Origin of the sequence: Bifidobacterium sp. UTCIF-38 (assembly GCF_006454495.1) — a bacterium.
In the GTDB taxonomy this organism is placed as follows: Bacteria; Actinomycetota; Actinomycetes; order Actinomycetales; family Bifidobacteriaceae; genus Bifidobacterium; species Bifidobacterium callitrichos.
Genome location: NZ_JFAL01000001.1, coordinates 97,495 through 120,773 on the forward strand (window position 1 = coordinate 97,495; position 23,279 = coordinate 120,773).

The following is a 23,279-nucleotide window of genomic DNA, read 5'->3' on the forward strand; positions in this document are numbered from 1 at the left end:
CACCGATGCGGTCGTTCAACGATTCCCGTGATGTTCCCCGGTCGAAGGGTCATACGCCCTCGGCCGGGGAACATGCATATCGCCGTGCGGCGTTCCATGTCCTGCTGATCGTCGCCATCATCGCCGCATGCGCGCTCTCCGTGATGTTCGGCGCCCGCCCCGTGGGACTCGACGACGTGATCCGCGCATTCTCCGACGCAAGCGCGGACGACATCGCCGCCGAGGCGATCCAGCTGCGTGTGCCTCGTACCGTTCTGGGACTGCTGGTCGGTGCCGCTCTGGGCGTGGCCGGCGCGCTCATGCAGGGCGTGATGCGCAATCCGCTCGCCGATCCCTCCATCCTCGGACTCAACTCCGGCGCCGCGTTCGCGATCGTCTGCTCGATCGCCTTCGCCGGGCTGTCCACGCCCCGCCAGTACATCTGGGTGGCCCTGTTGGGCGCCTCCCTCACCGCGGTGCTGGTCTGGCTGGTCGGCTCGGTGGGGCGTTCCGGACCGACCCCTTTGAAGCTGACTCTGGCGGGAGCCGTCATCAGCTCCGCCCTGGCCTCGCTCACCTCGGCCATCCTGCTGCCGCGCGTCGACGTGATCAGCACCTACCGCTTCTGGCAGGTGGGCGGCCTGTCCGGAGGCCGTTTCGAACTCATGGCGCCGATTCTGCCGCTGTTCGCGATCGGATTCATCCTCGCTCTCTGGAGCGCACGGCATCTCAACGCGCTCGCGTTGGGCGATCAGCTGGCCGCCGGACTGGGCGTGAGCATGACGCGCGTGCGCGTGCTGGCATGGGCCGCGGCCGTGCTGCTGAGCGCCTCGTCGACCGCGCTCGCCGGTCCGATCGGCTTCGTGGGACTGGTGGTTCCCCACGCCGCAAGGCTTGTTGTGGGTCCGGACTACCGCCGCATCATCACCGCAAGCATGCTGATGGGACCGTTGCTCATGGTCGCCGCCGATGTCATCGGCCGTGTGGTCACCAGACCGGACGACGTGGAGGTGGGCATCGTCACCGCGCTGATCGGCGCGCCCGTGTTCGTCATGCTGGTGCGCGGCAGCAAGGTCAGGGAGGTGTGACATGAACGACGCCCGATCATCAAACGGCACCGCAAACGGCACCGCGCCATCGGTCACCGCACGTCTCAGGGACCTGCGCCGCCGTCAGCGGATGCGTTCCCTGCTCGTCACCCTTACGCTCGGCATACTCGCCGCGACGCTGTTCGTGGCCGATCTGGCGTTCGGTCACGAGATATATCCCATCGGCGACATTCTGAAGGTGCTCGGCGGCGAGTTCGTGCCGGGCTTGAGCTTCACCATCGGCGAGCTCCGACTGCCCAGAGTGGTCGTCGGCATGCTGGCCGGGTTCGCGTTCGGCGTCGCCGGCGTGAGCTTCCAACAGATGCTGCGCAACACGATGGCCAGCCCCGACATCATCGGCATCACCGCGGGAGCGAATCTGACGGCGGTGTTCGCCATCATCGTGCTCGGCTGGTCCGGCCCCTCGCTGTCCGCGGCGGCGGTCGTCGGGGGCATTCTGACGGCGCTGCTGACGGTGCGCCTGGCATGGAGGGGCACCTTCTCCACCGGACGGCTGATCCTCATGGGCATCGGCGTCGCCGCGGCGCTCAACGCCGCGACCTCGTGGATTCTGGTGCGCGGCGACCAGTGGAACATCCAGCAGGCGTCCCGCTGGCTGACCGGCTCCCTGGCGTCGTCCGACTGGTCCGACGTCCCCGCACTGGCCGCCGTGACGGTTCTCGCCGCGGTGCCGTTGATCGCATTGGCACGTCAGGTGGACGTGATGCGGTTCGGCGATCCGATGGCCCGAGGCCTCGGCGTGCGCGTGGAATCCGTGCAGATGACGGTCATCGTGCTGTCGGTGCTGCTGCTGTCCACGGCCACCGCCTCGAGCGGCCCGATCTCGTTCGTCTCGTTCCTCTCCGGACCGCTCGCCATGTGGCTGAACGGCCCTCACAGGCCCGCGATCATGCAGTCCGGACTGGTCGGATCATGCATCGTGCTCGCCGCCGATATCGTGGCCCAGCACATCCCGCCGACGCAACTGCCGGTGGGCGTGGTCACCAGCATCATCGCAGGCCCGATCCTCATCCTTCTCATCATCAGACTGTCCAGAAAGCAGGTGCTCGCATGACGGGACACTCCCCCCAAAATCCGACCTCCCACACGCTGGCCGCCCATCACGTGACGCTCGCCTACGAGCGGCGCGAGATCGTGCACGATCTGGATCTGGACATCACGCCGGGGACCGTCGGAGCGATCATCGGCGCCAACGGCTGCGGCAAGTCCACGCTGCTCAAGGCGCTCGCCCGCCTGCTCACGCCCACCACCGGCGCGGTGACGCTCGACGGCAAGGCCATCAACACGCTGCCCACCCGCAAGGTGGCCACCATCGTGGGGCTTCTGCCCCAATCCCCCATGGCGCCGGAAGGCATCACCATCGCCGATCTGGTCTCCCGTGGACGCCACCCGTATCAGGGGATGCTCGGTTCATGGTCCGACGAGGACGACGGGGCCGTGGCTCATGCGCTGGAGGTGACCGGTCTGGCGGATCTCGCCGACCGACCGGTGGACGAGGTGTCCGGAGGACAGCGCCAGCGCGCGTGGATAGCGCTGGCGCTGGCGCAGCAGACGGACATCCTGCTGCTGGACGAGCCGACCACCTATCTCGACATCGCCTACCAGCTCGAGGTGCTGGATCTGCTGAGCGAGCTCAACGCCACCGAGCACACCACCATCGTGATGGTGCTGCACGATCTCAATCAGGCGGCGCGCTACACGGATTGGATCCTGGCCGTCAAGGACGGACGTCAGGCGTACTTCGGCACGCCGGACGAGGTGATCAGCGAACGCATGGTGGCCGAGGTGTTCGACACCGACGCGCGCATCATCGCCGACCCCGACACCGGACTGCCGCTCATGCTGCCCGGCACGAGGCACAGCCTGGCCCGTCTGCGCGGCGACTCGCACGGGGAACAGGCACGGACGACAACGAACCACAACGACAACCTGCTCAAGGAGACGATATGACCACCACAAGCGCCAAGCACACGGCATACCCGCCGTTCCGCCCGTTCCTCGCCCATGTGGCCGACATCACGCCGTTGTCGGCGCATTTCACCCGGATCACCTTCGAGGGCCCCGATCTTGAGCATGTGCGACGCACCGGATACGATCAGCGCATCAAGCTCGTACTGCCATTGGCGGACGATCCCCTCTGGGAGCGTTCGCCGCTGCTCGCCGCCGACTGCGTCGAACGCGGCGCCTGGTGGGACGTCTGGCGGGCGCTGCCCGCCGATCGACGCAACGTGATCCGCACCTACACGCTGCGCACGACGCCGGACGACGACCGGGTGTGCATCGAATTCGTCACCCATGAGGGGGCCGGCCCCGCAGGCACCTTCGCCATGACGGCGCGCCCCGGCGACACCGTGGTGCTGGTCGCGCCCGATGATCGCGCCGAGACATACGGCGGCGGCATCGACTTCCACCCCGGCGTGGCGGGCAACGTGCTGCTGGTGGGCGACGAGACGGCTACGCTCGCCATCCTCGGCATCATCGGCTCGCTGGCCGGAACGCCGTGGGACGGCTCGATCACCGCGCTGCTGGAGGTACCCGAAAGCGGCGACGTCATCGCCGCGCCCGAATGCGAGCGGCTCGACATCAAATGGCTGCCCCGAAACGGATCGGCACGCGGCACACGTCTCGTCCGCGCGGTCGAGGCGTACGCCGACGAGCATCCCCGCTCGTTCGTGACCCGATGGCGTAGAACCGGCGACTCCCCCGCCCCCGCATACACGGAGACCGACGTCGATCGCGAACTGCTGTGGGAGACGACCGGGGACGGACTGCCGAGCATCGGCAGCACCTCGCGACTGGCGACCGGTTCGGACGGCTTCTACGCGTGGGTCGCCGGCGAGGCCGCGGTGGTCAGGGACGTGCGACGGGTGCTGCTGCGCGATCATGGTCTCGATCGCCGCCGCGCCGCGTTCATGGGCTACTGGCGTGCCGGCAAGAGCGAGATCTGACAGGCGAACGACAACGAAAACAGCCTGATACTGCATGATCCCCGTCTTTCCGAATGGAGAACGGGGATCATGCAGTATCAGGCTATAACAGGCTCTCGGGCTTGCGACCCGAAAGCCGTCTCAGTCCTATTCGAACCTATCGAATCAGGTCTCGACTCGAATCAGGCCTCGACCGGAGCGTTGATGTCCTCCGGCAGAGCGGCCTTGGCGGCCTCGACGATCGCCTTGAAGGCGTCGGCGTCGGAGACGGCCAGCTCGGCCAGAGCGCGACGATCCAGCTCGATGCCGGCGAGACGCAGGCCCTGGATGAAGCGGTTGTAGGTGATGCCCTCAGCGCGGACGGCGGCGTTGATGCGCTGGATCCACAGCTTGCGGAAGTCGCCCTTGCGAGCCTTGCGGTCGCGGAAGTTGTAGTTGAAGGAGTGGAGCAGCTGCTCCTTGGCCTTGCGGTACAGACGGGAGCGCTGGCCGCGGTAGCCGGAGGCCCTCTCGAGAACGACGCGACGCTTCTTGTGGGCGTTCACTGCGCGCTTGACACGTGCCATAATCTATTTCCTCAGCTTTCTAAATGTCTTGTCTCGAAACGTCGCTCACTTGGCGAGCATGCGGTTGAGCTTCTTGGCCTGCGCGGTCGGGATGACGGCGTCGGCCTTCAGCTGGCGACGCTTGCGGGCGGACTTGTGCTCAAGGTTGTGGCGCATGGCGGAACCGACCTGCATCAGCTTGCCCGAACCGGTACGACGGACGCGCTTGGAAGCGGCGGAGTTAGTTTTCATCTTCGGCATTGCTGCCCTCCTTGTTGATGTGCTTCTGGTTGGAGGTCGAGGGGGAAAACGCGGTCTTCGCCTCGGCGACGGCCTGAGCCTGCGCGTCCTGCTTGGCGGCCAGACGTGCGGCCTGACGGGCCTGACGCTCGGCGCGGGATTCCGCACCGCGACGACGCTGCTCGGACTGCGTGTGCACCTTCTTGCCCTTGGGCGCAAGCGTCATGATGATGTTGCGGCCCTCCTGCTTCGGCTTGGACTCGATGGTGCCGTATTCCTCCACGTCGGCGGCGAGTCGCTGCAGCAGCTCGACGCCACCGATCGGACGGGACTGTTCACGGCCACGCAGCATGATGGTGACCTTGACCTTGTCTCCGCCGTTGAGGAAGCGGACCACATGCCCCTTCTTCACTTCGAAGTCATGGTCGTCGATCTTGAGGCGGAAACGAATCTCCTTGATCTCGGCCGTGTTCTGGTTGCGGCGAGCCTCACGAGCCTTGATCTTCTCGTTGTACTTGAACTTGCCGTAATCGATGAGCTTGGCGACCGGAGGCTTCGCGTTGGGCGCCACCTCGACGAGATCGAGGTTCGCTTCCTTCGCCAGGTTGAGGGCGACCGAGGTCGCGATGACTCCCACCTGTTCGCCGTTCGGGCCGATCAGGCGCACCTGCGAGACGCGAATCTCGTCGTTAATGCGTGGTTCGTCGCTGATGATGACTCCAATCCTCAAATTTCCTCTACGGGACCGGGACTCACTTGGACGTCGTTCATCGCTTCGGTTTCATGGCAGGCCGATGTGCGCCTTGTGGCGCTGTGTTGCAACTTCCGCGCGTACGCGCTGTGGTATATCCTCCCGCATGCGAGCATGCATGGGCATATCACTGCCGTTGGAAGGAAGGCCATTGCCTTGAACCCGAAACCGTGAAAGGCTTCCAGGTGGGGTTGCCCCGCTTTCTTGATTTCTCAAGCCGAATGGTTACTATACCACACCCATCGACTAGGGCGTGTCGTCACGTCTCGTGCACGGCGACGCTCCGCTGTGCGCGGATCACTGCGGATCACTGCACCGCGCGCAGCAGCCCCCCGATCCCCTCCTTCTCGAGGATCTCGCGGTATGGACCGGCCTGTTCGGCGATGAGCTGGTCGATGGCGCGCATGCCGAGCAGCTCGACCGGCGCATGGTCGTCGGTGAGTATCAGCGATTCGTCGTCCGTGCCGATCCGCGGATCCCTGACAGGGGTCATCCTGCCGCCCACCTCGTCCATGTATGCGGCGAGCTCGCCGTCGCCGGTCCGCTCCCGGGTGACGGCGCGCAGCGAATCGGCCGTCGTGTCGCGACTCATGGTGGAGGTGAACGGTTCGGAGACGGTGGCGATGCGACCGGTGGCGCGCCACGCGTCGTCGCATCCGTCGTAGCGGGACGTCTCGTCGGCGGTGGGTGCCTTGGCGAACAGCTCGCGGTTGGTGGTGCCGGGCACGTCGGCGGTGTATGTGGTGCCGATGCGGCACGCCCCGTTGAACACGTTGGCGATGGTGGTCTGCAGCGCCTCGTTGATGGATCCTTCGCCGTCGGAGATCATGTTCATGTTGACGACCATGACTCCCCCGGGATTCAGGTGCCGGCGCACCATCGAGAAGAACTCGTCGGAGCTCATCTGGAACGGGATGGTGATGTCCTGATACGCGTCGACCATGATCACGTCGTAGGTGTCGTGGGATGCGGCCAGCCATGCGCGTCCGTCGTAGGTGGAGACCGGCACGTCGTCCGGCTCGTCGAAGTACCTCACCGCCAGATCGGTGATCTTCTGGTCGATCTCGACGCCGGTGACGCTCATCTTCGGGTAGTATCGCTTGAGCTGCCTCGCGTAGGTGCCGGTGCCCATGCCGAGGATCAGGGCGCTCCCCGCATGATCGGCGAGCGCGGGGGCCGCGAGCGCGGTGTCATAGTACATGCCGGTCAGTCCCTGGTCCTTCATCGTGACGGACTGGACGCCGAAGAGCACGTTGGTCGACAGGATCGTACGGTCGGAGAGGTTCTTGACCTGCAGGTAGTTGTAGATGGACTCGCCCTCGTAGGCGAGGGTGGCGTGGTTCTCCCAGAAGGCGAATCCGGTCAGCGGAGAGAGCACGGAGCTGATGGCGAAGACCACGGCCGAGACGGCGCAGGCGACGACCTTCGCCTTCATCGAGATGAAGTAGATGAGCGGGATCGCCAGCAGCGCGCCGGAGAAGAGCAGGAACGTGACGAACGTGCCGGCCGCGGGGATCGTGACGAACGTGGGCAGGAACGTGCCGAGGATCGAGCCGATCGTGTTGCATGCGGACAGGCGTCCGACGACGGAGGCGTTGTCGTCGAGCGAGTCGGTGGCGAACTTGTTGAGGCCGGCGGTGACGGTGCCGAGCAGGAAGAGCGGCGGCACGAAGACGATCATGCAGGAGACGAACGCGGCGATGACGAGGAAGTTCGTCGAGACGGTGACGATGAGCAGGCCGGAGATCAGGAGGATCACGAACTTGCCGACGAGCGGGATCAGCGAGATCCATACGGCGGCCGCCATGATCCTCAGGTAGAGCTTGTCCGGGTCGGGGTCGCGGTCGGCCCATCTGCCGCCGAACACGGCGCCCAGGGCGAGGGCGATCATGATCGTGCCGATGATGATGGTCCATACGATCTGCGAACTGGAGAAGTAGGGGGCCAGGAGTCTGGAGGCGCCGAGCTCGGCGGCCATCACCGCCATGCCGGAGAAGAACTCGGTGACGTACAGGAAGGTCTTGGACTTGAGGATCGGCCGGTCGCTCGCCGCTGTTTTCACTGCCATGGCAGTCAACGGTATTACAGTGCTGGTACACGTCCGGTTGGCGCACGGCGTAGACTTGTCGCTCATGGATGACACGACCTTGGACGACGCGGCCGACGCGGCCGACACAGACACCACGCATATGGAGTCGCTTCCCCCGTGCGTGGTGTTCGCCGCCGGCGAATACTATGCGGTCGACGCCAATCGCGCGAATGCGGTCGAGGTGCCGGATGGCGCGTTCGTCGTCGCGGCGGACGGCGGACTGGACCACGCCCGCGCGCTCGGTGTCGCGCCGGATGTGGTGGTGGGCGATTTCGATTCGCTTCAAGGCGATCGGCCGGCCTGCGGCGAGCACACGATCGCGCTGCCGCCGCAGAAGGACGACCCGGATCTGCTCAGCGCCCTGAAGATCGGCTGGGCGCATGGATGCCGTACGTTCCATATCTACGGCGCGCTGGGCGGGCGCATCGACCATACGCTGTCGGCGATCAGGCTGACGGCGCTTGTCGCGCGCCACGGCGGCATCGCCTTCCTGCACGGCGACGGGACGATCGTCACGGCGATCCGCGACGGGCGCCTCGACTGGCCGGCGTTCGACGCGACGCCGGGACGCATGGTGTCGGTGTTCTCGCACACGGACGTCTCGCGCGGCGTGGACGAGCCGGGCCTGAAGTACCGGCTGATGGACGGCGTGCTCGATGCGGATTCGGTGCTGGGACTGAGCAATGAGTTCCTGCCCTTGACGCCGGCCGCGGTCTCGGTGCGCGAGGGCACGCTGATCGTCACCTACCCGGCCGAGGCGCCCGGTCCGAAGGTGACGCTGCGCCATGCGCCCTCGGGCGATCTGGGCGCATTGGACACCTCGGTCTCCTCCCTGCTGGCGGGCTAGGGTTCCGCATGGCGGAATGCGGACGGACATGGTCCCGTGACGTCCGGAATGTGAACGCTCACAAAAAAACCTGTGTTTTCGCTGGAAACACCCGGCGAAACGTTGCCCGAAGTACAGGTGAGGCATTACAGTAAGGAATCGTTGGTAAACAATGGTTCCGTGTGCGTCCACGTGCCCGGGGCCTTCCCCAAGGGAGAATTACATGACAGTTAAGATTGGTATCAACGGCTTCGGTCGCATTGGTCGTCTCGCCTTCCGTCGCATCTTCGAGCTTCAGGCTCGCGGCGGCCAGGCTGGTGACATCGAAGTTGCCGCCATCAACGATCTGACCACCCCGGCCACTCTGGCCTACCTGCTGAAGTACGATTCCACCCATGGCACCTTCCGTCATGACGACGGCACCCCGGTCGACGTCAAGTCCACCGAGGACTCCATCGTCGTGGACGGCAAGGAGTACAAGGTCTACGCCGAGAAGGACGCCAACAACATTCCGTGGGTCAAGAACGACGGTGTCGAGTTCGTGCTCGAGTGCACCGGCTTCTACACCTCCGCCGAGAAGTCCCAGGCCCACCTGAACGCCGGCGCCAAGAAGGTCCTGATCTCCGCCCCGGCCAAGGACGACGTCACCCCGACCGTCGTGTTCGGCGTGAACCACGACATCCTCAAGGCCTCCGACAACATCGTGTCCGCCGGCTCCTGCACCACCAACTCCATGGCCGCCATGGTCAAGCTGCTGGACGAGAAGTTCGGCATCCGCGCCGGCTTCATGACCACCATCCACGCCTACACCGGCACCCAGATGCTGCTGGACGGCCCGCGTGGCACCAAGTCCGGCCGCAACCTGCGCGCCGCGGGCATCAACACGATCGCCCACTCCACCGGTGCCGCCAAGGCCATCGGCAAGGTCGTTCCGTCCGTCAACGGCAAGCTGCAGGGCCACGCCCAGCGCGTCCAGGTCCCGGACGGCTCCGTCACCGAGCTGACCACGGTCCTCAACAAGGAGACCACCGCCGACGAGATCAACGCCGCGTTCAAGGAAGCCTTCGAGAACTGCGAGTTCTACGGCTACAACGACGAGGGCATCGTGTCCTCCGACATCCTGGGCGACACCCACGGTGGCGTCTTCGATCCGACCCAGACCGACGTGAACAACATCGACGGCCTGACCCTCGCCCGCACGGTCTCCTTCTACGACAACGAGTACGGCTTCACCTCCAACATGATCCGTACCCTGCTGTACTTCGCCGAGATCTCCGAGTGAGTCGTCGCAGCATACGCTGCCATGACGTGATCGATTGATCGGTCGAAACCCCCGCCCTGTGCGGGGGTTTTCTCGTATGCGGACCGAGTTTATCGAACTACCGGGCCATACGGACGAACCGGGCGATCCGGGCGACGTCTGTCATTTGCGAAGGGTATTACTTGAGGTCATGACCAAGAAAAAGAAGCATGAGAAGGGCGCCGGATCCACTCCCGCGACCGTCGAACTGGAACGCGCGGGCGTGGAGTTCACCCCGTACGAATACGAGCATTCCAACGACCACATGGACGACGGCTACGGCGTGGAGGCCGCCACGAAACTCGGGTTCGACGAGCACCAGGTGTTCAAGACCCTGATGGCGGACACCGGGAATGAGCGCGTGGTCGGCGTCGTACCAGTGTCCGGGCACATGGATCTGAAGGCGTTGGCCGCGGCGGTCGGCGCGAAGAAGGCCGCGATGGCCGACCCGAAGGTCGCGATGCGCGAATCCGGCTATGTGGTCGGCGGCATCTCCCCGCTCGGGCAGAAGACGCGCCACAAAACCGTGCTTGACGAAAGCGCGCTCAAGTACGACGTGATCCTCGTCTCCGGAGGCAAGCGCGGATTCTCCGTCGGCGTCAACCCGAACGATCTCATCAAGGTCCTCGACGCCGTGGCCGCCCCCATCGGCACCTGGTGATCTACCGCCGCGGGGACCGGCGAAGCTCGGCGGGCAGTACGAAGTGCATGTCCTCGCGCGTGGTCTCCACCGAGGTCGTCTCGGTGTAGCCCTTCGCCTTGAGCGCCGCGATGACCCCGGCGACGTACTCCTCCGGCACCGATGCGCCCGAGGAGATGCCGACCGCCTCGACCCCGTCGAACCATGCGTCGTCGAGGTCTCCGGCATCGTCGACGCGATGCGCGCGGCCCCGCTGTCCGAGCCCCTCCTGCGCGACCTCGACGAGACGCACCGAGTTCGAGGAGTTCGCCGATCCGACGATCACCACGCAGTCGGACTGCTCGGCGACGACCTTGACGGCCGCCTGACGGTTGGAGGTCGCATAGCAGATGTCCGAGCTGGGCGGCATCTCGATCCACGGGAAGCGTGCCTTGAGCGCCGCGATCGTGTCGGCGGTCTCGTCGACGCTCAGCGTGGTCTGCGTGAGCAGCACGAGTTTCGTGTCCGGCGCAAAATCGAGCGAGGCGACGTCGCCCACATGCTCGATCAGATGCACGTGCTCGGGGCTCTCCCCCACCACGCCTACCGCCTCATCGTGGCCCTTGTGCCCGATGTAGACGATCTCGTAGCCGCCGCGGGCGAACCGCGTCACCTCGCGATGGACCTTGCCGACCAGCGGGCAGGTGGCGTCCACGACGTTGAGCCCGCGCGCCTTGGCCTCCGCTTTGACCTCGGGGGACACGCCGTGCGCGGAGAAGACCACCGGCACACCGGCGGTGGCGGCCTCGTCGGGGATCTCTCCGAGCTCCTCGACGAACACCGCGCCCTGTGCGGACAGGTCCTCGACCACATGCTTGTTGTGCACGATCTGCCGGCGCACATACACCGGCGGCAGTCCCGCGCCCGAACCGGCGGTCGCTCCGGCGTCGACACCCCCGCCGGAGCCCTTGAGGATCGTGCGCACGGTGAGGATCGCACGGTCCACGCCAGCGCAGAATCCCCTCGGATCGGCCAGTACGATGCGTTTGCCCATAATCGAAGTCCTCCTCATGTCGTCAAGCTGATCACGTCCGCTGATCATCCGCTGACAAGCCTAGCAACCGTCGGAAGGGCCCCGGTCCGAAACGCGTGGCGAAACCGTGTGAGAAACATCTCCGCCGCCTACGCCACCGATTCGCTGATTCGCCGACTTGCCGATCACCCATATCGGAGACCGCGGCAACGCGGCCTGCCACCCATCCGAACAGCACGGCACGCATTAGGATGGTAACGGTAACATACCTCTCTCACTATGGAGTGAACCATGAGCAAGACACCGCGCACCGGCAACCAGTATTCCATCCACTACGGCGACTACTCCGCCGTGATCTGCGAGCTCGGCTCGAAGCTGCGCCGCTTCGACTGGCAGGGCGAGGAGATCTTCTGCCCGTTCGGCCCGGACGATCTGACCCCCACCTGCAACGGCTACATCCTCGCGCCGTGGCCGAACCGCATCAAGGACGGCGAATACGACTTCAACGGCAGGCACTACTGCGCGCCGGTCAACGAGTGCCACCCCGCGCCGCGCCACAACGCGAACCACGGCTACGCCTACCACTACATGTGGAAGCTCGAATCGCTCACCGACAACGCCGTCACCCAGTCGCTGCGCTTCCCGAACCTCGACGGCTACCCGTTCGACGTGACCGTCACGGCCACCTACGAACTCGGCGAGCACGGCATGACCGTGACCGTCTCCGCGTTCAACGGCGGCGACGAGCCGGCCCCGTGGGCCCTGGGCCTGCACCCGTGGCTGGCGAACGGCAAGCAGGGTGCAACCAGCGAGGAGCGTGACGCCGATTCCGCCGCATGCCGTCTCAAGATCGACGCCAACCAGCATGTGGTCGTCGACGACGGGCTGATCCCGACGGGCGTCGAGCCGGTCGAGGGCGTCACCGATCTGCGCGAGGGTCCGACGCTGGAGGGCCGTTCCTTCGACGATGCATGGCTCGACGTCAACCGCGCCGCCGACGGCACCACGACCACCGTGTTCACCCGCCCCGACGGCATCGAGGTGAAGCTCATCGGCGACGAGACCATCAACGCATGGCAGTGCTACACCGCCACCGGCGCGCCGTTCGTCGAGCACCCGTACGGCGTGGCCGTCGAGCCGATGACCGCCCCGGCCAACGCGTTCCGCTCCGGCGAGCATCTGGTGACGATCGAGCCGGGCGAGACCGTCACCACCGTGGTGCGCTACGAGGTGAGCCGCGCCTGAACGGAGTGCGTACCGCACGCCGACGGCTTGCCCCTCGGCTTGCCTCGCCCCCCGGTCAGCTCCGCTGACGGCCTCCTCATCAGAGGGGGCCAGGGGTGCGGCAGTCCTCACACTGAGGTGAGGTATCATTGTGAGCGATAACAATATCGTCTCATCATCCACGAAGGAGTGTCAAGACCATGGTTCTCAAGCCGCGTACCGGCAACCAGTATTCGATTCGCAGGGGCGAGTGGAGCGCCGTCGTCACCGAGCTCGGCGCCAGCCTGCGCGAGCTCAAGTGGCAGGGCGAGGACATCATCGTCCCGTTCGACCCGAACAAGGTCATCCCCTGCTGCAACGGATGGGTGCTCGCCCCCTATCCGAACCGCGTGACCGACGGCCAGTACACGTTCGACGGCGAGGACTACCAGATGCCGATCGACGAGTTCGACCGCTCCGCCTCGCTGCACGGCTACGCCTACCGCTACATGTGGCAGCTCGAGGATCTGGGCGAGTCGCATGTCACGCTCTCCTGGCGCTCCCCCGATCTGGCCGGCTACCCGTTCGACATCACCGTCACCGCCACCTACGCGCTCGAGGAGGACGGCCTCAACGAGACGTTCACCGTGCACAACAACGACTCCGTCAGGGCGCCGTGGGCGTTCGGCATCCACCCGTGGCTGGCGAACGGCAAGCGCTCCGTCGGCGCCGACATCACCCCGGACAACGAGCCGTGCCGCCTGACGATCCCGTGCGACACGCACGTCACCGTCGACGAGCATCTGCTGCCCACCGGCGAGGAGCCGGTCGCCGGCATCTACGATCTGCGCGACAACCCGACGCTCGAGGGCCGCGGATTCGACGACGCGTGGACCGACATCGTGGACCGCGACGCCGACGGCGGCACGTCCGCGGTGTTCACCCGCCCCGACGGCATCAGGGTCACGCTCACCGGCGACAAGACCATCAACTCGTGGCAGGTGTGCACCGGCAACGAGATCGGCGCCAAGGTCCGCCAGCCCGGCGTCGCCGTCGAGCCGATGACCGCCTACGCCGACGCCTTCCGCACCGGCAAGGATCTGGTCGTCCTCGAACCCGGCGACGACTACACGACGCGCGTCACGTTCCGCGCCGATCGCGTCTGAAACACGCGATCGCGCATACGGTCCGCAAAACAATTGGGCGGTGCTCCACACACGGGGCATCGCCCAATTGTTTTGCGTCACCCGACTCGAAATCGCTTCAATTTTCAACAACTGCATGGTTTATCGACAGTTGTCGAAGAGTGTTTGCTATGATGTCGCCGAGACAACGGACCGCGACCGAAAACCGAAGCCCCCGGCACCTCCGGCCGGCGTGACGTGGCGGACCAAAGGCATTGGAGGCACTGAATGGCAGACGCAAACACTCGGACGAGCGCCGGCGAATCCCCCGAAGGGCAGCCCGGCAGGCCCGTGGACAGACGCACGCGCCGCACCCGGGCGATGCTGCAGAGCGCGTTGGTCAAACTGCTGGAGGTCAAGCCTCTCAACAAGATCTCGGTGATGGAGCTCACCCGTCTCGCGGACGTCAACCGGGCGACGTTCTACGTGCACTACACGGACATCTACGCCCTGTTCGACCAGCTCAAACGCGAGCTCATCGACTCGTACAAGACCATCATCACCCGCCATCGCGGGGAGATCCTTCAGGACGACTACGAACCCCTCATCCGTGAGATCTTCGAGTTCGCCGCGGCCGACGAATCCACATCCCTGCTGGTGGCCGGCAAGTCCGGGGATGCGCTCTCAGGCGATCTCATCGACGCGATGGGCGAGTACTGCAACAAGCTCATCGATCCGATTCCCGCGTCCCACACAAGCCTGGCGCCCGATGACGGCCGGATCCCGATCGCCGAAACCGTAAGGGACTATCACTTCGTCTATCTGGCGGCCGGGATCACGGGCGCGCTCAAGGAATGGTACCGACGCGGACGCAGGGAGCCCATCGATCTCGCGGTCGGAATCGCGGCCAGCAACACGCATGCCATCGGACTGGCCACGCTCGCCGGCAACATCGAGGCCGCGACGCGTGACGTGCCGGCCGGGCCGGCCCGACGGTGACGACCGGAACGGACCCCGGAGAGGAGCGGACAACATCATGCACAACATCCTTCGCGTCTTCATCCGCGATGTGAAGCGGATCTGCGCGGTGCCCTTCGCCGTGTTCATCGTTCTGGCGTCATGCTTCGTGCCGGGACTGTATTCATGGCTCAACGTCGCGGCGAATCTGGACCCGTACGCGAACACCGGCGACGTGCCGATCGCGGTGGTCAACAACGATGCGGGAACCATGGTGAACGGCTCCGAAATGAATGTGGGCGATCAGACCATGGACGCCCTGAAGGACAACCACGATCTGGGATGGCGGTTCGTGGATGAGTCGGCCGCCGTCAACGGCGTGAGATCCGGCGAATACTACGCGGCCATCGTGATCCCCAAGGACTTCAGCAAGGATCTGACCAGCGTGCTGCAGGGCGATTTCACACGCCCCGAACTGTCCTTCTACGTCAACGAGAAGGTCAATACGCTCGCGCCGCGGGTGACACAGTCCGGCGCCTCCGCCCTCGAACAGCAGATCAACGCGTCGTTCGTCTCCACCGTGAGCAGGACCGTCACGAAGACACTCGCCAAGGAAGCCGGACGGATGAACGGCCAGCTCGACGGGACGGCGAACCAGTTGGACGGCAAGTTGGACGAAGCCCGATCCAGCATCACCGCGGCCCGCGGAAAAGTCGACGACGCGCAATCCTCCATCACCGATGCGCGGGCGACGATCGCGAAGGCCCGCCACAACATGACGGGCATCGCCGGTCGCGCCGACGCGCTTTCCGCGAGCGTCAACGACACGGCATCCTCCGTCGACTCCGCGCGCACCGGTTTGTCGGCGTTCCAGCACTCCATGAACTCGACCATCAGACAGGTGCAGTCCGGTTCCGGCGCCCTTGCCGGACACATCGACGGCGTCAAGGACACCATCAACGGCAATGCGGCGGACGTCTCCGGCCGCGTCGACGCCTCACTGTCCACGCTCGAATCCGCGAACGACTCCCTGGGGGATGCGATCGCGGCGATGGAATCCGATCCGCAGCTTGCAGGCTCAGACATCCTCGCACAGGCGAAACGGCATCAGCGCGACCTCGCCGCGCAGATCGACGCCATAAGTCGGTTGAACGACGGCATCCCCTCCGCGATGCAGACCGCCGACGCACGACTCTCCAACGCGCTGGACAATCTGAACGGTAAGGCTGACGGCCTGTCCGCCCTCTCCTCCGGTGCCTCGGCCAAGATCGACTCCGCCCTCACCGGCGTCTCCACCCAGCTCGTCGGCCTGTCCGGCACCGTGGGCGGAACGGCCGAATCGATCGACCGCATCGACGCCGATCTCGCCCAGCTCGACACGACCCTCGAATCGGCATCCGAGGTGATGGGACAGACAGGCACGGCACTCGACCGCGTGGACGAGTCGGTGAAACGCACGCAGGCCGATTTCGCCGTCCTCCGTGCGAGCGACGCGTGGGCCGGTGTCAAGGGCCTCGCGCACGTGGATGCCGATCAGGTGTCCTCGTTCCTTGCCTCCCCGGTCGGTCTGGAGACCCGCGAGTACTATCCGATGAGGAACTACGGCACCGCCATCGCCCCGTTCTTCACGAACCTCGCATGCTGGGCGGGCGCGTTTGTGGCGCTTACCCTCATACGTAATGACGCCGATTCGGAAGGCGTCGACGCGCTCACGCCCAAGCAGGCGTTCCTTGGACGATGGCTGCTGCTCATGGTCGTGGCGGTGATGCAGGGCATCGTCATCGCATCGGGCAACCTCGTCATCGGCATCCAGTGCAACGTGCCATGGGCGTACTATCTGGGCACCATCGTATGCTCGATGACCTACGTATCGATCGCCTACAGCTTGGTCATGATGTTCCGGCACATCGGCATGGCATTGAGCGTGATCTTCCTGATACTGCAGGTACCGGGCGCAGGCGGCATGTACCCGATCGAGATGATGCCCCACTTCTACCGACTGCTGTACCCGATACTGCCGTTCACCTACGGCGTCGAGGCGCTCCGTGAGACGATCGGCGGCTTCTACGGCACGGACTTCTGGACACGCATCTGGCAGACCTCCACGTTCGCCGTGATGTTCCTGCTCGTGGCGATGCTGTGCCGCCCGGCGCTCGCCAACCTCAACGACCTGTTCAACAGGGAACTGGAGCAGACCGATCTGGTCAATGCGCAGCGCATGGAGATCGTCGTATCCGAACGCAACGCCATGATTACCGTGCGCAAGATGCTCGCCGACCCGACATGGGGCGCAGGCATAAGGCGCAGGGCGGAGAAGTTCGAGCGCCTGTACCCGCATCTGGTGCGCATCGGATTCCACCTCATCTGGATCATCCCCGTCGTGTTCCTCATCGCCATGATGATCGTCGGACCGAGCATCGGATTCCTCGTGGCCTGGCTGGCGATGGTGATCGTGGTGGACGTCGCGCTGATCATCCTCGAATACATCCACCTCCACCTGCCGCGGCAGGCGCATGACAGCACGATGGGCGCCGAAAGCCTGCTGCGCTCCGTCGTGGCCGCAGGTGATGTCAACAACAATGGAAAGGACGGCCGCTGATGAAGAACGTATGGACCATATTCCGCACCGATATGCTGCACATCCGCAGCAGCGTGATCGCACTCATCATCGCCATCGGCCTGATCCTCATGCCGTCGTTCTACGCATGGTTCAACATCTACGCCAACTGGGACCCCTACGACAGCACCGGCGACATGAAGGTCGCGGTCGCCAACTCGGACAAGGGCTATCAGGGCGACCTGCTGCCGGCGAAGGTCAACATGGGCGATCAGGTCTCCAACGCCCTCAGGGCAAACGACAGCCTCGACTGGACGTTCGTGAACGAGGATAAGGCCAAAAGCGGCGTGGAATCAGGCGAATACTACGCGGCCATCGTGATTCCCGAGGACTTCAGCACGGACCTGTTCTCCCTGCTGAACGAAGGGACCGCGGATTCCGGGAAGACGGACAAGACCAAGGCGAGGCAGGCGCAGCTCGTCTACTACTCCAACCCCAAGAAGAACCCCATCGGCTCCACCGTCACCGATCAGGGCGCATCCACAGTACGCCAGCAGATCAGCGACACCCTCACCTCGTCCGTCGCCCAGACCGCAGCCGGCACGCTTGATTCCGTGGCCTCCTATCTCGACACGGACCAGAGCGCACGATCCATCAGCGCATTAAGCGCCAATCTGCGGCGGCAATCGGCAGACCTCTCCGATGCGGCCGACCTCGCTTCGAGCTACGCGGGCCTCGCCGATTCCGCGGCATCCCTGCTCGACGCATCCGGCAAATCGATGGAACGGACGAAGCGGTCGCTGCAATCCTCCACCGTCGACATGGACGGCATCACCGGCAAGCTCGGAGACGCATCCACGTCGATCGACCGCGTCAACGCGAACATGGCCGATGGACTCGATTCCGCGGCGAACGCCTTCGACAACGTCGGCGATAACGCCGAGGAGGCGCTGGGCAAACCCGCCGCGGGATCCGCCAACACCGCGGCGGCCCTGCGCGCGATCTCCACGAACCGCATCAGGCCGATGATCGCAAGCCTGACCCAGTACCGCAACACGCTGGTCTCCATCCGGGAGACGCTGCACACGGAACCGGCCAAGGCCGCGATCGACCAGGCCATCGCCGACGTGGACCGCACCCTCAAGCGTCTCAATGCCACCGATACGAAGATCAATGACGCCGCGGACCAGGCAGAAGCCAAGGGACAGGCGATCAACGACTCGGGCAAGGACATCGCCGCGCAGGCGCAGGCCAGCGCGCAGTCGATCCGCGACCTGAACAAGTCGTATCAGGACAACGTCGTCGCCACCCTCTCCGGCGTGACCGACTCCGCCAAGCGGACCGGAACGGACGCCAAGGCGCTGGTCGACGAGACCACCTCCGCGCTCGCCGACGTGACCGGGCGAATCGACGGCAGCGGCTCGGCCGGAGCGCTGACCAATATCAAGGAGCTGACGGCCAACATCGACACGGCGCATGACACGCTGCTCGAGCAATCGAAGAAACTCGGCGAGACCGCCGACAAGCTGGACGAGGCCATGGCCTCCGGTGGCGTGGAGGAGGTACGCAAACTGCTCTCCCAACCCACGGACACCATCGCCCTGGCCATGACCACGCCCGTGACGACGAAGCGCATAGCCGTGTACCCGATCGCGAACAACGGCTCCGCGATGACCCCGTTCTACACACTGCTGGCCATCTGGGTCGGCGCGATGTTCCTGAGCATCATCCTCAAGGCGAACGTGTCGGACAGGATCTCCGCGGCCCTGGACCGTCCGAGGCCATGGCAGCTGTATCTGGGCCGCGGCCTGACCTTCGTCGCGTTCTCGCTGGCGCAGACCACCGTGCTGGGACTCGGCGACCTGCTGTACCTGCGCGCGCAGGCGACGGACCCGCTCCTGTTCATGCTGTGCCTGTGGTGGTCGTCGCTGGTGAGTTCGATGCTCGTTTACACGCTGGCGGCCGTATTCAACACCGTCGGCAAGGCGATCTGCGCCGCGCTCATGGTCTCGCAGATCGCCGGCATAGGCGGCACGTTCCCGGTGGAGATGCTCCCAGGCGTGTTCAGACAGCTGTACCCTTATCTGCCGTTTTCGCATGGCATCACCGCGCTGCGGGAGGCAGTCGGAGGATTCTACGGCAACGTCTACTGGGAGCAGATGGGCCGCATGGGCATCTATCTCGTGGTCGCCCTGCTCATCGGCTTCACGCTGTACACGCCGGTGACCCGCGCCATGGCGAAGACCAGCACCCTCATCTCCAGCACGATGGCGATGAACTGAGATGCGACCGAAAAGGAAGAACGAAAAGGAAAACCCGCCGAACCGTGAGGTTCAGGCGGGTTTTCATATGTCTTGCGACAGGATCGATCAGGTGTTCGGGCGCTTGCCGTGGTTGGCGGCCTTCTTACGACGATCCCTGCGCTTACGTCCGCGCATGCCCATGATTGGACTCCTTTTTTCTAGAAAAATAAGCCTTCGGAATTATGCCACAACACGCAGACGTTCTCAACCGCGCGTCTCACCGGGCGTTGCCGGCGGGACATGCGCCGTTCACCCGTGGCGCAGATAGGCCCACAGCGACGTCAAATCGATGACAGACAGTTGGAACCGAACATGACCTTGAGTTCGGCGAACAACGACGTCTCCTTTCTGACGCGGAATCGGTCGCCGAAGGTAAGAACCTCCGCATTGCCTGCAGCGTCGAGCAGAGCAAGCTCGACCTCACTGAGTCCAGGGTGGTCGACAAGTACCTGTCTGAGTCTGGTCATGTTGTCTCGGGTCAACAACGAATTCGGCAGGAGGATGACGAGCGGCTTCCCATCCCGATTCTCCGTAGCAGGTACGCGCATCCCCGTCACTCTGATCGTAATGGTTTCATCACGTCGATCCACACGTCCCCGAATCTGTACGATTTGATCGACGCAAAGCTGCGCAGCGTATGTCTCGTACACTTTGCCGAAGAACAGGCATTGGATGGAGCTTTCCAGGTCCTCGATGGTGACGATCGCCCACGCGTTGCCCTTCTTGGAGACGCGGCGGTCCACGTTGGTGACGAGTCCGGCGAGGGTGACCTGCTGGCCGTCGCCCATGGTGCGAGCACGGTCGATGAGGTGCGCGATCGATATCTCGCGCAGACCCGCCAGCACGGCGGACATGCCGGAAAGCGGGTGGTCGGAGACGTACAGGCCGAGCATCTCGCGTTCGAAGTTGAGCTTGGTCTTCTTGTCCCACTCCTCCACGTCGGGCACGGTGATGGACGCGTCGCCCATCGCCTCGGCGCCACCGTCCTCGTCATCGGAGAACAGGTCGAACTGGCCCTCGGCCTGCTTGCGCTTGAGGCTGACGACCGAATCGATCGCGGCTTCGTGGATCTCGTAGAGCGCACGACGGTTGGGGTCGATGGAATCGAACGCGCCCGCCTTGATCAACGACTCGACAAGCCTCTTGTTCAACGCGGTCAACGGCACGCGACGGATGAAGTCCATGAAGTTCACGTACTTGCCGCGCGGGCTCTCCCGCTCGGCGATGATGTCCGCCACCGGCTTCTCACCCACGTTGCGGATCGCCCCCAAGCCGAAACGCACCACGTCACCCACGGCCGAATACGCGAACTGCGACTCGTTGACATCCGGCGACAGCACCTGGATGCCCATGCGCCGCGCCTCACCCAGGTACAACGCGGTCTTGTCCTTGCTGCCCTTCGCACCCTGCAGCAACGCGGCCATGAACTCTACCGGATAATGCGTCTTCAGATACGCGGTCCAATAGGAGATCAGACCATACGCGGCCGAATGCGCCTTGTTGAACGCATACCCCGAGAACGGGACCAGCACGTCCCACACGGCCTGCGACGCCTCCTCCGAATAGCCGTGCTCCCTCATGCCCGCGAAGAACGGGATCTTCTCCTTGGCCAGCACCTCCGGCTTCTTCTTGCCCATCGCACGACGCAGCACATCGGCCTTGCCCAGCGAATAGCCCGCCAGGATACGCGCCGCCGACTGCACCTGCTCCTGGTAGATGATCAGACCATACGTCTCGTCAAGCACCTGACGAAGCGGCTCATCCAGCTCCGGATGGATCGGCGTGATCCTCTGCAACCCGTTCTTGCGCTTGGCGTAGTTGATATGCGACTCCATCGACATCGGACCCGGACGATACAGCGCGATCAAAGCCGAGATGTCGTTGAAGTTGTCCGGCTTCAGCATCTTGAGCAGACTGCGCATGCCATCGGAATCCAACTGGAACACGCCCAGCGTGTCACCCCGCGACAGCAGCTCGTACGTCGCCCTGTCATCCAACGGGATCCTCGTGTAGTCGATCGCCGGCTTGCCGTTCGCCTCGATGTTCCTCAATGTATCCTGGATGATCGTCAGGTTGGACAACCCCAGGAAGTCCATCTTCACCAACCCCAGCGTCTCGCACGTGTGATACTCGAACGTGGTCGTCACCGTACCATCCGTACGCTCCAACAGGGGCGACGTATCCGTGATCGGCTCACTACCCATGATCGTCGCACACGCATGCACACCCGTCTGACGAATCAGACCCTCGATCGTCCTCGCCTTATCGACGACCATGTGCACGTCATGATCCGACTCGTAGAGCTCACGGAACTCACGCGCCTCCGCATACCGCTTCGACGTCGGATCGAAGATCTCCTTGAGACTCGCGTCCTTGCCGTTCTTCGACGGCGGCAGCGCCTCGGTGACCTTCGTGCCCATCGCGAACTCGTAGCCCATGATGCGCGCCGAATCCTTCAACGCCTGCTTCGTCTTGATCACACCATAGATCACGCACTGCGCGACCTTGTCACGCCCGTACTTCTCACCACAGTAGTCGATCACACGCAGACGCCCCTCCGGGTCGAAGTCAACATCGATATCCGGCAGCGAGACACGCTCCGGATTCAGGAACCTCTCGAAGATCAGACCATGCTTCAACGGATCCAGCTCCGTGATGCCCATCGCATACGCCACCATCGAACCCGCAGCCGAACCACGACCCGGCCCCACCATGATCCCGTGATCCTTCGCCCACTGAATATAGTCCGCCACCACCAGGAAATAACCGCAGAACTGCATCTGACAGATCACACCACACTCGTAATCCGCCTGACGGGACACATGCTCCGGCACGTTGCCGTCATAGCGGCGCTCGAGCCCCTCCTCGACCTTCCTGAGGAACAGGCTCGCCTCATCCCACCCCTCCGGACAGTCGAACTGCGGCATAAACGCCCCGTCCTCATGATCATCGAAGATCACATTGCACCGCTCCGCCACCTCCAACGTGTTGTCACACGCCTCCGGAAACTCCCGGAACAGCTCGCGCATCTCCTCGGCCGGCTTGATGTAATAACCCGTACCATCGAACTTGAACCGATTCGGATCATCCAGATGCGAACCCGAATTGATGCACAGCATCGCATCCTGCGCCTCCGCATCCTCCGCATGCACGTAATGCGAATCGTTCGTCGCCAACAGCGGCGCATCAAGCTTCCTCGCGATCGTCAGCAGACCGGACTGCACACGATCCTCCGCATCGAGGCCGTGTCGCATCAGCTCGATGTAGAAGTTGTCACGGCCGAAGATGTCCTGAAACTCCCCCGCCGCACGCAACGCCTCATCAAACTGACCCAAGCGCAGACGAGTCTGGATGATGCCCGACGGACAGCCCGACGACGCGATCACACCCTTCGAATAGGTCGAAAGCACATCATTGTCCATACGAGGGTATTTCGACACCCGTCCCTCAAGATTGGCCACGGATGACGCCTTGATGAGATTCGACAACCCCTCGTTGCTGCTTGCCCACATCGTCAGATGCGTATACCAGCCGCCGCCGGAGACGTCGTCACCCCGCTGCGCCTCGGTGCCCCAGTGCACACGCGACTTGTCCTGCCGCGCGGTCTCCGGCGTCACGTACGCCTCGATCCCGATGATCGGCTTGACACCATTGGCCACGCAGTTCGTATACATCTCATACGCACCATGCATATTGCCATGATCCGTGATGCCGACC

At 64.3% G+C, this 23,279-nt stretch carries 19 protein-coding genes; 12 read left to right on the top strand and 7 right to left on the bottom strand.

The genetic code is table 11. From position 1 onward, the window contains the following. The first annotated feature begins 5 nt into the window (after positions 1-5). The 4 genes from BW11_RS00460 to BW11_RS00475 are packed head-to-tail and all read left to right on the top strand — an operon-like array spanning position 6 to position 4,036. Positions 6-1,067, top strand: a complete 1,062-nt coding sequence (locus tag BW11_RS00460) for an iron ABC transporter permease (protein WP_140444272.1) — start codon at positions 6-8, stop codon at positions 1,065-1,067. A gap of 1 nt (position 1,068) precedes the next feature. Then, on the top strand, positions 1,069-2,142 hold the full coding sequence (locus tag BW11_RS00465; protein WP_140444273.1) for an iron chelate uptake ABC transporter family permease subunit: 1,074 nt from the start codon (positions 1,069-1,071) through the stop codon (positions 2,140-2,142). Continuing rightward, the gene (locus BW11_RS00470; protein WP_140444274.1) at positions 2,139-3,038 is read left to right on the top strand and encodes an ABC transporter ATP-binding protein; all 900 of its coding nucleotides are present in this window, start codon (positions 2,139-2,141) and stop codon (positions 3,036-3,038) included. Before BW11_RS00465 ends, BW11_RS00470 begins: the two co-directional genes overlap by 4 nt. Next, positions 3,035-4,036: a siderophore-interacting protein gene (locus tag BW11_RS00475; protein WP_140444275.1), complete on the top strand. Its 1,002-nt coding sequence runs from the start codon at positions 3,035-3,037 to the stop codon at positions 4,034-4,036. Before BW11_RS00470 ends, BW11_RS00475 begins: the two co-directional genes overlap by 4 nt. Before the next feature lie 161 nt (positions 4,037-4,197). Here the strand turns inward: BW11_RS00475 and rplT are convergent, their stop codons facing one another. The 4 genes from rplT to BW11_RS00495 all read right to left on the bottom strand — a co-directional run bounded on the left by rplT (position 4,198) and on the right by BW11_RS00495 (position 7,619). Then, the gene (rplT, locus tag BW11_RS00480) at positions 4,198-4,581 is read right to left on the bottom strand and encodes a 50S ribosomal protein L20 (protein ID WP_043164318.1); all 384 of its coding nucleotides are present in this window, start codon (positions 4,579-4,581) and stop codon (positions 4,198-4,200) included. Positions 4,582-4,626: 45 nt separating this feature from the next. Further along, complete coding sequence (gene rpmI, locus BW11_RS00485; RefSeq protein ID WP_043164320.1) at positions 4,627-4,821, bottom strand: 50S ribosomal protein L35; 195 nt, start codon at positions 4,819-4,821, stop codon at positions 4,627-4,629. Further along, positions 4,802-5,530, bottom strand: coding sequence for a translation initiation factor IF-3 (gene infC, locus BW11_RS00490; protein ID WP_052118992.1), 729 nt, complete (start codon positions 5,528-5,530; stop codon positions 4,802-4,804). Before infC ends, rpmI begins: the two co-directional genes overlap by 20 nt. A 328-nt stretch (positions 5,531-5,858) precedes the next feature. Beyond that, the gene (locus BW11_RS00495) at positions 5,859-7,619 is read right to left on the bottom strand and encodes a spermidine synthase (protein WP_258184406.1); all 1,761 of its coding nucleotides are present in this window, start codon (positions 7,617-7,619) and stop codon (positions 5,859-5,861) included. A gap of 121 nt (positions 7,620-7,740) precedes the next feature. On the opposite strand from BW11_RS00495, the gene BW11_RS00500 reads away from it, so the two are divergent. The 3 genes from BW11_RS00500 (at position 7,741) to ybaK (ending at position 10,427) form a co-directional block, all read left to right on the top strand. Then, on the top strand, positions 7,741-8,487 hold the full coding sequence (locus BW11_RS00500) for a thiamine diphosphokinase (protein WP_140444365.1): 747 nt from the start codon (positions 7,741-7,743) through the stop codon (positions 8,485-8,487). 202 nt (positions 8,488-8,689) lie between these two features. Continuing rightward, positions 8,690-9,748, top strand: a complete 1,059-nt coding sequence (gap, locus tag BW11_RS00505) for a type I glyceraldehyde-3-phosphate dehydrogenase (protein ID WP_140444276.1) — start codon at positions 8,690-8,692, stop codon at positions 9,746-9,748. A 169-nt stretch (positions 9,749-9,917) separates the two neighbouring features. Further along, complete coding sequence (gene ybaK / locus BW11_RS00510; protein WP_107043241.1) at positions 9,918-10,427, top strand: Cys-tRNA(Pro) deacylase; 510 nt, start codon at positions 9,918-9,920, stop codon at positions 10,425-10,427. A gap of 1 nt (position 10,428) precedes the next feature. On the opposite strand, the gene BW11_RS00515 is transcribed toward ybaK, so the two are convergent. After that, positions 10,429-11,457 carry a 4-hydroxy-3-methylbut-2-enyl diphosphate reductase gene (locus BW11_RS00515; RefSeq protein WP_258184409.1) on the bottom strand — a complete coding sequence of 343 codons (1,029 nt, stop codon included), beginning with the start codon at positions 11,455-11,457 and terminating at the stop codon, positions 10,429-10,431. 252 nt (positions 11,458-11,709) lie between these two features. On the opposite strand from BW11_RS00515, the gene BW11_RS00520 reads away from it, so the two are divergent. From BW11_RS00520 to BW11_RS00540, 5 genes are all read left to right on the top strand, one after another. Further along, positions 11,710-12,663, top strand: coding sequence for an aldose 1-epimerase family protein (locus BW11_RS00520; protein ID WP_140444278.1), 954 nt, complete (start codon positions 11,710-11,712; stop codon positions 12,661-12,663). Positions 12,664-12,842: 179 nt separating this feature from the next. Next, the gene (locus BW11_RS00525; protein ID WP_140444279.1) at positions 12,843-13,787 is read left to right on the top strand and encodes an aldose 1-epimerase family protein; all 945 of its coding nucleotides are present in this window, start codon (positions 12,843-12,845) and stop codon (positions 13,785-13,787) included. Positions 13,788-14,033: 246 nt separating this feature from the next. Beyond that, complete coding sequence (locus BW11_RS00530) at positions 14,034-14,744, top strand: TetR/AcrR family transcriptional regulator (RefSeq protein ID WP_140444280.1); 711 nt, start codon at positions 14,034-14,036, stop codon at positions 14,742-14,744. 37 nt (positions 14,745-14,781) lie between these two features. After that, positions 14,782-17,301 (top strand): YhgE/Pip domain-containing protein, encoded by a 2,520-nt coding sequence (locus BW11_RS00535; protein ID WP_181162430.1) that lies wholly within the window; start codon positions 14,782-14,784, stop codon positions 17,299-17,301. Continuing rightward, positions 17,301-19,541 (top strand): YhgE/Pip domain-containing protein, encoded by a 2,241-nt coding sequence (locus BW11_RS00540; RefSeq protein ID WP_140444282.1) that lies wholly within the window; start codon positions 17,301-17,303, stop codon positions 19,539-19,541. Before BW11_RS00535 ends, BW11_RS00540 begins: the two co-directional genes overlap by 1 nt. A gap of 87 nt (positions 19,542-19,628) precedes the next feature. On the opposite strand, the gene BW11_RS11990 is transcribed toward BW11_RS00540, so the two are convergent. After that, complete coding sequence (locus tag BW11_RS11990; RefSeq protein ID WP_099327425.1) at positions 19,629-19,703, bottom strand: 50S ribosomal protein bL37; 75 nt, start codon at positions 19,701-19,703, stop codon at positions 19,629-19,631. 140 nt (positions 19,704-19,843) lie between these two features. Further along, positions 19,844-23,279 (bottom strand): DNA polymerase III subunit alpha (gene dnaE / locus BW11_RS00545; protein WP_140476338.1); only part of this gene is annotated, 3,436 nt, incomplete at its 5' end.